8 protein-coding genes, 1 tRNA gene and 1 pseudogene are annotated in these 11,368 nt (G+C 61.0%); 2 read left to right on the top strand and 8 right to left on the bottom strand.

Annotated elements, in window-relative coordinates; translation table 11 throughout:
* Positions 1-636: 636 nt before the first annotated feature.
* The 6 genes and pseudogenes from CDQ91_RS19675 to CDQ91_RS19650 form a co-directional block, all read right to left on the bottom strand.
* A pseudogene (locus CDQ91_RS19675) lies at positions 637-3,189 on the bottom strand (TonB-dependent receptor); the annotation flags it as partial.
* 310 nt (positions 3,190-3,499) lie between these two features.
* Positions 3,500-4,480, bottom strand: coding sequence for a FecR family protein (locus CDQ91_RS19670; RefSeq protein WP_201791924.1), 981 nt, complete (start codon positions 4,478-4,480; stop codon positions 3,500-3,502).
* A complete protein-coding gene (locus CDQ91_RS19665; RefSeq protein WP_088474406.1) occupies positions 4,443-5,006 on the bottom strand; it encodes an RNA polymerase sigma factor in 564 nt (187 codons plus the stop codon). The genes CDQ91_RS19670 and CDQ91_RS19665 overlap by 38 nt, the downstream gene beginning before the upstream one ends.
* A 205-nt stretch (positions 5,007-5,211) precedes the next feature.
* On the bottom strand, positions 5,212-5,436 hold the full coding sequence (locus CDQ91_RS19660; protein ID WP_088474405.1) for a hypothetical protein: 225 nt from the start codon (positions 5,434-5,436) through the stop codon (positions 5,212-5,214).
* Between the two features lie 262 nt (positions 5,437-5,698).
* A complete protein-coding gene (locus CDQ91_RS19655; RefSeq protein ID WP_088474404.1) occupies positions 5,699-6,943 on the bottom strand; it encodes a tyrosine-type recombinase/integrase in 1,245 nt (414 codons plus the stop codon).
* Positions 6,944-7,144: 201 nt separating this feature from the next.
* Positions 7,145-7,218: transfer RNA gene (locus CDQ91_RS19650), tRNA-Gly, on the bottom strand.
* Between the two features lie 112 nt (positions 7,219-7,330).
* Here CDQ91_RS19650 and dinB point away from each other — a divergent pair.
* Entirely contained in the window at positions 7,331-8,452 is a 1,122-nt protein-coding gene (dinB, locus tag CDQ91_RS19645) for a DNA polymerase IV (RefSeq protein WP_088474403.1), read from the top strand.
* 5 nt (positions 8,453-8,457) lie between these two features.
* Here dinB and CDQ91_RS19640 read toward each other — a convergent pair whose 3' ends face one another.
* Positions 8,458-10,053, bottom strand: a complete 1,596-nt coding sequence (locus CDQ91_RS19640; RefSeq protein WP_088474402.1) for a peptide chain release factor 3 — start codon at positions 10,051-10,053, stop codon at positions 8,458-8,460.
* Positions 10,054-10,130: 77 nt separating this feature from the next.
* Between CDQ91_RS19640 and CDQ91_RS19635 the strand changes: the two genes are divergently transcribed.
* Positions 10,131-10,817, top strand: coding sequence for a hypothetical protein (locus CDQ91_RS19635; protein ID WP_088474401.1), 687 nt, complete (start codon positions 10,131-10,133; stop codon positions 10,815-10,817).
* A 73-nt stretch (positions 10,818-10,890) separates the two neighbouring features.
* On the opposite strand, the gene rpoZ is transcribed toward CDQ91_RS19635, so the two are convergent.
* On the bottom strand, positions 10,891-11,235 hold the full coding sequence (gene rpoZ / locus CDQ91_RS19630) for a DNA-directed RNA polymerase subunit omega (protein WP_088474400.1): 345 nt from the start codon (positions 11,233-11,235) through the stop codon (positions 10,891-10,893).
* Positions 11,236-11,368: the final 133 nt, after the last annotated feature.

Raw genomic sequence — 11,368 nt, 5'->3', positions numbered from 1 at the left:
CAACCTCCGCTTCACGCAGCTTGCCAATAATCTCTTCCGGGCGATGCTTCTTGCTCGGCATTCATAATCTCCTTCGTAATCCAAAATATCATCAATTTTGGACCACTCAGAAGGGGGCAGATCATCAGTGATCGGCGACTTGTTGAAGACATTCTTCACATAGGCTTCGATCGACAGATCGTCCGGGCCGTCGACGCGAAGCGAGATGTTGAAATTCTTCCAGCTACGCAGCCGGTCGTAGGGCGCGAGATTATAGACTCGGTGCCAGCTTTTCGCCTGCCAATAACCGTCGCCCCGAATGGTCGCGCTCCAGTCCTGATCAAAGTCGAACGTATATTCGGCGCCGAGGTTGACGGTCCAGCGCGGTGAGTTGGGCAGCTCGTTGCCGGACAGGTCGGCCGATAGCCCGGCACCGCCATTGAGTTCGGGATAATTGGCATAATCGAACGGTGCACCGGTTGCCGGATCGGTCACTGGGCTCGATGTAAGAACTAGCGGACCGCGAACGCCGGGACACATAATCTGAGGCCGGGTTGCGGAGAAGTTGATTTGTTCGATTACCGAGGCTGGAAGCACGCAATTCGACGGCAGTTGGACCCAAGGCTTCACCACGGCATAGTCGGAGTTGCCCTGCGTCCGATTCATGATGTCGATCGAAGTTTCGCCCTTGGCGATCTTTGTCTTAAGATAACCGACATTGGCGTTGAAGCGCAAGTTGCGCGTCGGTGCGAAGCGCGCCTCCAGTTCGGCGCCCCAGACCTTGGCGTCGAAATTCTCGTTCACGGCTGTGCGGTCCCTGATCTGCGAGACCTGATAATCCTTGTAATCATAGTAGAAGGCGGTCGCATTGAGCGTGAGTGCGCCATTCAACAGGGTGTTCTTCGCGCCGATCTCGAAGGCGTTGACGAATTCGGGCTTGAAGGTCGAACCATATTCGTTTGCGAATAGGGTCAAGCTCGGCAGATATCCTATCGCGTCCCAAAGGAAAAAAGTGAAGTCGCTGACGCCCGCCGCCTTCGCGATAGCGATCGTCTCTTCCTCGGTTGCATAGCCCGGCGTCGGCGGATTGGCGCCGCCGCCTTTGTAGCCACGCGAATAAAAGGCATAAAGCAGGGTGTCGTCTGTGAAGTTGAGCTGCGGCTGCCAGTCGACGCCGATCCGCCCAGTGAACTCGCCCCAACTCTGCACAATGTCGGGCTTCTCCGGATAACCCTTGTTGACGGTGCCGCCTCCGAGAATGCTCGGAAACAGCAAGGCCTGCGATGGGATCGGCGTGAAGGACTTCCGGTCGTCGGTGTAGCGTAGCCCGGCGGTCAGCTTCACATCGTCGCTGACATTCCAATAGGCTTCGCCGAACATCGCATAGGAGCGAAGTTTATAGGGATTCTTGGACCGGAAATAATTATGTCCCTCGCCGTTGATCGAATCGAGCGGGTTGGGATCGACATAGATACAGCTCGACGTCGGATCATCCATCGGCACGGGCGAAAGTCCGCCTTTGTAGTTGGATTGCGGGCAGATGTTTCGGTCCAACGGCATAAGCGTGGCGTTGTAGAATGGGAAGGAATAGGACAACGCTGTCAGGACGTTGGACATCACATAATAATCGTTCAGCGTCTTGAAGCGCGTGTAGTTCGCGCCGATGCTGAAGTTCAGCGGACCGTCGAAGTCCGATTGCAGGCGAACTTCCTGGTTGAACTGCTTGCTCTTGGCCTGCGACACGTCGAAGATGCCGATACGATCCGAGCAACCGATCTGGGGATCGCAAAAGACGCCGCCGGGCGCGAGGCTTCGGAAACCGCTAGGATTTGTAGCCCCAGTAGCGCCACCAGTCAGCAGCGTGCTCGTATCGACGAAAGCCGGATTGCTGGCGTTCCGTAGATAGTCCTGAAAGGAATAGACCTTGTCCTCGTTATAAGTGGTCTGCGAAACGAAGGTCAGCGATGGCGAAAAATCCACCTCGATATTCAATTGCAGCAAGTCCGCGCTCGCCCGATATTTGGGATCACGGATGGAAGCAATCTCGCGGAGATTTTGCGATTGCGTAACGTCCGCGAATGGATCGCCTGGACGAAGGAAAGATACCAATGCTCCATCAGGAAAGCCATATTGAGGCCCGTTCAACCCACCGATCGCCAGTCCCAGATTCCCCAAAGACAATGGCGCCTGAACGAACGATATTCCATAGCCGCTGACCACGCCAAACGCTGCCTCGTCATAGAGGCTTCCGGGCAAACAGCCCTGCTGGAAGTATGATCGTATTCCATCGCTTGTGTCGCGATCTCTGAAATTGGCGTCCGGCAAGGTGTTCAAATCTCTCGCCCCGAACTGCGTCCGCCCGGGATCTTTGGTGCAAAGCTGCTTACCCGTGCGCGAGCGGTTGTCGTTCTCGCTGAACCGCTCCCAGATCGCATTGGCGCGAAACCAAGGGGCGGGCTCGAACGCGACGGTGGTGCGGAGCGACCAGAGATCGCGGCCATTGACGCGGTTGTCGGTCCCGGAGTTATAGTCATAGCCATCACGGTTGGTCATCGATCCGGCGATACGGATGCCAAGCACGTCCTTGGCGATCGGCACATTGAGCATCGCGGTCATGCGGCGGCTGTCGTAATTGCCCACCTCGCCCTTGATCCTGCCCTCGAAGCTACCCAGTTTGGGCTTGGCCGAAATCAGGTTGACGACGCCGCCGGTCGCGTTGCGGCCATATAGCGTGCCCTGAGGCCCGCGCAGCACCTCCAGCCGCTCCATGTCGAAGAATTCCTGCTCGAAGAAGCGGTTGTGGATCAGGCCGGCATTGTTGAAGGCGATCGCGACACCCGGATCGCTGGTCGCCGAAATGGCCTTGGTGCCGACGCCGCGAATCGACAAATTGTAGCCAGTGAAGTTGGATTTTGAGAATGTCAGGTTCGGCACCGCGCGCATAATGTCGGGACCACCTTCGATCTTCTGCTCGTCGAGGTTTTTCTGCGACAAGGCAGTGATCGCAATCGGCACATTCTGGGCGGATTCCGTCCGCTTCTGAGCTGTGACGATAATTTCCTCCCCACGATAGTCATCGGCGGCGAGTGTCGCGGCGTTTCCCGTGTCCGCCGCTGTCGCGGATGCCAGCGTATAAGTCCGCCCGTCGCTCGACACGACACGCAGACCGGCATCGGCCGCAGCCCGGCGGACGGCCTGATCGACGGTCATCGTCCCCTTGATCGCACGGATACTTTTTCCACTCACGGCGTCGGCGCTGACGAGAATCTGCACATCGGCCTGCGTTGCGAGCTGGGGAATGCCCGTCGCGGCCGACTGCGCCGGCACGTCGAAAGTCTTGGTCTGCGCCATGGCCGGCGTGGCGATTGCCACCGCACAGATGGCTGCCGAAGACGCAAGAGCGCCGCGAAGATCGCGATACCGCATAAATCCCTCCCCATATGAACCGGCCCGATTATTCGGACTCACATGGACACGATGCGCGGGAGAGAGTTTTCCGTTTTCGCCGACCGAATTTATTTCAGTTCTGCGACAAGATGATCCGATCCGAGTGCATTTCGGCGCGCGCCTTCATCAAGGTCGCGACCGCGCGGGCAAAGGCGTCGGGTTCGTTGGTGCGGAAGCGACCGACCATTTTCTGTTGTCCCAACCCCGCATCCACGACCTCGATCTTGCGGACGTTGTAGCGGTTGAACTCGGCGACCGCCTCGGCGACGCTATCGCCGTCGAAGACGAGCTGGCCGGTTCGCCAGGCGAGCGCATTGTCGATTTCTTCAGTCGCGGCAACCAGAGGCGCGACCGCCCGATCGGGTGCGATTAACGCGCGCGCCCCTGCCTTCACGCGCTGGATATTGGCCTCGTCGCCGACGCGCCAAATCTCGACGACGCCCTCGGTCACTTGCACATCGACGCCAGCCGCCGTGCGCTTGACCGCAAAGGCCGTACCGACCGCTCGCACCCGCACATCACCGATCTCGACGACGAAGGGCCGCGCGCGATCCTTGGCGACCTGAAACCAGGCCTCGCCGTCCTTCAATGCGACCTGCCGCACCTCGGGCTTCATCGTGACGTCGAGCGTCGTCTGGGTGTTCACCGCGGCGAGCGAGCCGTCGCTCAGCGGGACGCGCCTTATTTCTCCGATCGCCGTCTGAATTTTCTGGTCGGGCGTAGCAAGGAAATCCAGGCCAGTAATGCCGAGCACCAATGCGGCAGCGATAGCGCCGCCCCCACCCCAGAGAAGCCGCCGCCGTGGAAACCGCGTGCCGCCAGCGGCGGCCACCTCATAGGATGGAGCCTGCCCCGCGCCGAGCACGCTCGCACGGTCGAGCATGGTCCACGCCGCCTTGGCGCGGAAATAGGCGCCGCGGCGGCGATCGTCGCCCGCGAGCCACGCCTTGAGTTCGGCGCGCACGACAGGGTCTCCGCCCTCGCGGTCCATGCGGGCGACCCATGCGGCCGCGCGATCATTGATCGCTTGTGCTGTTTCGCGCTCGCTCATCATGTTCCATTCTTGCCATAGCTTGTTCGGCGTTCTGCTCACCTTGGGCGATCGCCTGCAAAATCAATTTCAAACCCTTGGTCACGTCATTCTCGACGACATGCTCGGTCACCCCCAGCCGCTCCGCGACTTCTCTTTGCGGCAGCCCTTCGACCTTGCGAAGCTCGAATATCCTGCGGCATCGATCCGGCAATCCCTCGATCAGTCGGCGCACCCGGTCCAGTTCGCGGCGGCCCCCGGCGATCCGTTCGGGCGACGGTTCATCTCCAACGATGTTCAGGCTCTCTATTTCCGTAACGGATTCGATGCTGACGATACGCTGGCGGCGCAATCGCATCAGGACGATGCTCCGCGCGGCGGTGAAGAAATAGGCGCGGCCGCTGCGAATATGGCCGACATCCTTGAGCGCGGCGATCTGGCAGTAGGTTTCCTGGATGACATCTTCGAGGTCTTCGGGATCGAGCGTGCGCCGGAGCCATGCGCGCACGTCGGCCTCGTGGGGAAGTACTTCCTTCCCCACCCATGCCATGATCTTTGCGCGCTTCTCCCGGTTCACGACATGCGTCTTCGCGCCTCCATTCAGAAGTACGATGCACGAGGGGAGATTTTCCGTTTTGTTTTAGCGAATTATTTTTATGCGCCGCCAACATAGCATGGTCGCGGCCCTTTCGGATTCCCTGTCGGCAAATAAAAAAGGGCGGGAAAGACCCGCCCTTTTCGCATTCCTGGCCCCCTTAGCGGCTCGGATCGGCCGCCGGCTCGTCGCTCGCCGGTTCTTTCGCAGGTTCCGCCGCCGGTTCGGCAGCGGGTTCAGCGGCAGGTTCAGTAGGCTCGGCAGCAGGCTCCGCAGTGGGTTCGGCCTGCTCGGCGTTGGCGGGCTGTTCGGTCGTCTGCGCGGCGACTATGGGCGACAGGGCGAAGGCGGCAGCAGCAACGATCGGAAAAACAATTTTACGCATTGGAGAATGATCCCTTTGTGATTGGTGCGTCTGAAGAACCAGGGCGATTTTCAGGCCCGGGATGATGCGAACGCGCGGTCCGTCCTGTGCAGCGCGCGTTCAGAAGTAAGATGCACAAGCAGAGCTCTTCCGTTCTGTTTTAGCGAAACATTTTTTCAGCTTTACCGATCGATATCGCATGAAGGCGGCGTCATGGGGCGATAAAGCGAGGACATCGGGCAAACCCGATTGGAGAACCATCCGTTCTCCATATCCGGTCGGATCATCTGTACTGGATACCCTCAAGCCGAGTGGATGGGGTTCGGGATTGAGCCTCCTTCCGCAAACCGTCCAGATAGTCGCTCCACCATTGCGCCATTTTCAAGCGTTCTTTCCAGTGTGCGCCGCGATGATAGGCCGCGCGAACCTTGTCGCTATCGCCATGGGCCAGCGCCCGCTCGATTGCATCGGGAGACCATAACCCGGATTCATTGAGCAGCGTGCTTGCCATCGCCCTGAAGCCATGCCCCGTCATTTCATCGCTCGAATAGCCGAGCCGACGCAGCGCGGCATTGAGCGTATTGTCCGACATCGGGCGTTTCCGGGTGCGGATCGAGGGAAACGCATAGCCGCTCGTCCCCGAAAGCGATTGCAGCGACCGGAACAGTTCGACCGCCTGACCTGACAGCGGAACATGGTGCGGCTTCCGCATCTTCGTCTTTTCCGCGGGGATGGTCCACAAAGCGGACGCGAAGTCGATTTCTCCCCATTGGGCTTGACGCAATTCGCCGGGACGAACGAAGACATGCGGTGAGATCTGCAACGCGAGCTTGGTGACGCCATGACCGTCATAGCCGTCGATCGCGAAAAGCAGTTCGCCAGCCTTTGCGGGATCGGTGATCGCGCCATAGTGCGTCACCTTCGGTGAAATCAGCGCGCCCCGCAAATCCCGCGTGGGGTCGGAAGTCAGACGGACCGTGGCGACGGCATAGCGAAAGACACTGCTGGCGAGTTGGAGCGTCCGGCGCGCGCTTTCAAGATTTCCCTTGTCCTCCATTTTGCGCACAGCAGCGAGAACGTCCGCGGGTCCGATTTCCGCGACCGGCACGCGGCCAATCGAAATGGCGAGTTGCGAAAGTAGGTACTCGCTTCGCGTCGCGGTGGAAGTTGCCCACGCCTTCTCTCCATCACGTCGCCGCTTGCGGCAATATTCTTCGGCGATTGCGCCGAAGGTATTGTTCGCTTCGATTCGTGAGCGCGTCTTCTCGCGTTGCTTTTCGATAGAGGGGTCTTTGCCATCTGCGAGCAACCGGCGTGCCTCGTCGCGGCGACGGCGGGCATCGCTCAAGCTCACATCCGGATAAACGCCTAGCGCGAACTTCTTTTCGCGGCCGTTGATACGATATTTGAGACGCCACAATTTCCCGCCACTCGGCTGAACCAGCAAAAACAGTCCGAGCGAATCACCCATCTTAAATGGTTTCTCGCGCGGCTTAGCGTTGCGGATGACGACATCAGAAAGTGGCATTATTTCATGGGCCTTTCCACCAAGTGGCCCCCACGGTGGGGGCCACCCGAATTCGTCCCCGATGACGAGGCCCCCTAAGTGGCCCCCAGACATGCTCGGCTGCCACCGGATAGCGCCGGATACCATCGGAAAAAGAAAGGCAATATACCGGAGTTTTCTGCGGTTTTCAAAGACAATGTCGGACGATGTCGGATGAAATCTTGGAGCGGGTAGCGGGAATCGAACCCGCCTAGCTAGCTTGGAAGGCTAGAGCATTACCACTATGCTATACCCGCATCTCCAAGGTGGCGGCGATTGCCATTTTGCCTGCCCCGCGTCAAGCGTTTGCGGTCATAGGCCACGCCGCACGTCATTGAGAACATCGTGGCAACATGCTAATCCATCGGCGTGGAAGACGAAGTCGAACCCGGCAATGCGGCGGACGCACCCGTTCGCAAGATCATCCATGTCGATATGGATGCCTTTTACGCGTCGGTCGAACAGCGCGACAATCCGGCCTTGCGCGGCAAACCCGTCGCAGTCGGTGGGTCATCGCGGCGCGGGGTCGTCGCGGCGGCGAGTTATGAGGCACGCAAGTTCGGGGTGCGATCGGCGATGCCGAGCATCACCGCAAAGCGCCAATGCCCCGACCTGATTTTCGTGCCGCCGCGCTTCGAGGCGTATCGCGAAGTCTCACATCAGATTCGCGCGATTTTTCGCGACTATGCCGATGAAGTCGAGCCGCTGTCGCTCGATGAAGCCTATCTGGACGTCAGCGCCGACAGGATGGGGCTCGGCAGCGCGACCGCGACCGCGCGGCTGATCCGGCAGCGAATCTACGACGAAACCGGCCTCACCGCCTCCGCCGGGGTATCGTATAACAAGTTCATCGCCAAGCTGGCGTCGGACCAGAACAAGCCCGACGGCATCACGATCATCCCGCCGCGCAAAGGCGCCGCCTTTGTCCAGATGCTGTCGATTCGGCGTTTCCACGGCATCGGCCCGGTGACTGCGGCGAAGATGGAGGGGCTTGGGGTGTTTTCGGGCGCCGATCTCGCGGAAAAGGATGGCCTCTGGCTCGCGACCCATTTCGGCAACAGCGCCGAATGGCTGTTTAATCTGGCGCGCGGGATCGATCATCGGCGCGTGAAGTCGAATCGGCCGCTCAAATCACTCGGCGGCGAGCGCACCTTCTTCAACGATTTGATCAGCGACACAGAAATCCGCGAGGCGCTGGCGCATGTCTGCACCGTGGTGTGGGACCGCGCTGCCAAGAAAGGTGCGCGCGGGCGGACGGTGACGCTGAAGCTGCGCTACGCCGATTTCCAGACGATCACGCGGGCGAAATCGACCCCGGCGCCGATCCTCGATGGCTCGTCGCTGCTGGCGGCGGGCGAAGCGATCCTTGACCCCCTGCTTCCGACGGCACAGGGGATACGGCTGCTAGGGGTGACGCTCAGCAAATTCGAGGGCGAAGAGGATGAGGAAGACGAAGTGGCAGCACCCGCCGACCTGCTGAGTCTTATCTAACGCGGTCAGGATTCGACCGCGAACCGACGCTCCTTGGTCGCGGTAAAGCGGATCGCGGGGTGACGCTGGGTGACATAGCCAACTTCCCACGCATCCTTCGCCATGAACACCGGGGCGCCATCGCGGTCGGTCGCCGCGGCGCCGCGATGATCGGCCTGGAACGCCTTCAGCGCCACAGCATCGTCGCTGGCGATCCAACGCGCGGTGTCCCACGGCGACTGTTCGAGCTTTGCCGCGACCTTATATTCGGCATCGAGACGGCTGATCAGCACGTCGAGTTGGAGCTGGCCGACGACCCCGACGATCATATTCGCGCCGATCTCGGGGTAGAAGACCTGAATAATCCCCTCCTCGGCCATATCGTCGAGCGCCTTGCGCAATTTCTTGGTCTGGGTCGGATCGACCAGCGCGACGCGGCGCAGCAGTTCGGGCGCGAAGTTCGGCAGCCCGGTGATCGTGATGTCGGTGCGTTCGGACAAGGTATCGCCGACGCGCAACGTGCCATGGTTCGGAATACCGATGATATCGCCCGGCCAGGCTTCCTCTGCCATTTCGCGATCCTGCGCGAGGAACAACATCGGGCGGCTGATCGCGATCGCCTTGCCCGTCCCGCCCTGCGTCAGGCGCATGCCGCGCTCGAACTTGCCCGAGCACATCCGCATGAAAGCAATGCGATCGCGGTGCGCTGGGTTCATATTCGCCTGCACCTTGAACACGAAGCCGGTGACGGCATCGTCGTCGGGATGCACCGGCGCGGGTTCGGCGGGCTGCGGCTGCGGTCCCGGCGCGTGGTTGGCGAGCGCCGAAAGCAGGTCGATGACGCCGAATTCTTTCAGCGCCGATCCGAAATAGACCGGAGCCAGGTCACCGTTGCGGTAGGCCGCAACGTCGAAGGGCGCGTAGCAGGCCGATGCCAGCTCGGTTTCTTCCTTGAGCAGCGCGAGAGCGCGCTCCGAAAGCTCTGCTGCCAGCGCCGGGTCGTCCAGCCCCGCAACTTTGGCGCGGTGACCTTCGTATATCCGCGACGCGTCGCCACCCGGCTTCATGATCGCGGGATCGACCAGATCATAAATCCCCTCAAACTGTCCGCCCATCCCGGCCGGCCAGTTCATCGGACACACGTCGAGCGCCAACCGCTCGGCAACCTCGTCGAGCAGTTCGAACGGCGGCAGGCCTTCGCGATCGACCTTGTTGATAAAGGCAATAATCGGCACCGAGCGCAATCGGCAGACCTCGAACAGTTTCAGCGTCTGCGGTTCGATGCCCTTCGCGGCGTCGATCACCATCACCGCGCTGTCGACGGCTGTCAGGGTGCGATAGGTGTCTTCGCTGAAATCCTCATGCCCCGGGGTGTCGAGCAGGTTGAACACCAGCCCCTGATGCTCGAAGGTCATTACCGACGATGTGACCGAAATCCCGCGTTGCTGTTCGATCTTCATCCAGTCGGACCGCGCGCGCCGCGCCTGGCCGCGCGCCTTGACCTCGCCCGCGATATGGATCGCGCCGCCGGCGACGAGCAATTTCTCGGTCAGCGTCGTTTTACCCGCGTCGGGATGCGAGATGATGGCGAAGGTGCGGCGGTCGGGGCGGTTCTGGGACATGGCGCGGGCGGGTAGCAGGTGGCGCGGTTTGTGGGAAGGGGCTGGCGCGGTCCGGCGAACCGGCGCAGTATCGGCGGATGCGAAAAATCCTGCTTGCCGTCACCCTCGCCGTCTCGTGCGCTTCCGCCGCTGCGGCGCAAGAATCGCCCTTGGTGGGCGACTATCGGCTGAGCGAAGGGCCCGACGCCGCAGGCGGGCTGCGCATCGCCGCCGACGGCCATTTCCAATACGGCCTCACGGTCGGCGCGATGGACGAACGCGCCGAGGGGCGCTGGGAAGCGCGCGGAGACGCGATCTGCCTGTTCACCGAACCCACGCCCGTCCCGCCCGCCTTTGCCAAGGCCGCACCCGTCGAGGTCGATGGCGCGGTCCCGACGATCTTCGTCAGCTGGCCAAACGGGCGCGGCGTCGCGGGGGTCGATTTCGTGATCGGCTTCGACCAGGGCGATCCGATCGAGGATTATACGCAGGTCTATGGCTGGACGATGCCCGAGGGCGACACGCGCGTCCCGCGCTGGGTCGAGCTGAACGAGCCGATCTACAACATCGCCGCGCCGCGGTTCGAATTGGTGGAGGCCGACAAGGGGAAGCTGCACGCGCGACTGGTGCCCAATGATTTCGGGGTCGCGGTGTTTGATGGCGCCTGTTTTCAGGCGCGCGACAAGGCGTTCATCCTTACGCGGCCGGAGGGTGAGATGAGGTTCCAGCGCGAGAGTGGCGGAGGCGATTTCAGCATGGAGCCGACTAGAACTCCGTCACTCTAGCATCAGAATATCCGCCCAAACAAAAAGGGCCGCAGTTTCCCGCGGCCCCGTTGGTGATCTTTGGTCGCAGCGCTTATTCGAAGTCGCTGCCGCCACCAGCCGGGCTGCGCGGCGGCGCAGCGGCGGTCAGACGAAGAGCTTCAGCCGAACGGCTGATCGAGCTGATTTCATCAGGCGTATCGTCATCGTCGATGACAACCTTTTGCAGCGAACCGATCAGCGTGTCTTTCAGATCGGTCGGACGCACGGTCTGTTCGGCGATTTCGCGCAGCGCGACGACGGGGTTTTTATCCCGGTCGCGATCGACGGTCAGTTCCGAACCGCCCGAGATTTCCCGCGCGCGATGCGCGGAGAGCAGGACGAGGTCGAAACGGTTGGGAATCTTGTCGACGCAATCCTCGACGGTAACGCGGGCCATGTTGTTTCCTTGATTGAGGAGAGGCCAGCTTGGAAGGCTGGCGGCAAGCGCTGCGCGCTATCAGCGGTGCGCATAAATGTCAATCAAACCCCGTCTCCGCCCACCCCTCATCCACCACCCTTGCCCCGGTTGC

Source organism: Sphingopyxis witflariensis (genome assembly GCF_002205635.1).
In the GTDB taxonomy this organism is placed as follows: Bacteria; Pseudomonadota; Alphaproteobacteria; order Sphingomonadales; family Sphingomonadaceae; genus Sphingopyxis; species Sphingopyxis witflariensis.
The sequence above is the reverse complement of the archived record's forward strand: the minus strand, read 5'-3'. Positions and strand labels throughout refer to the sequence as shown.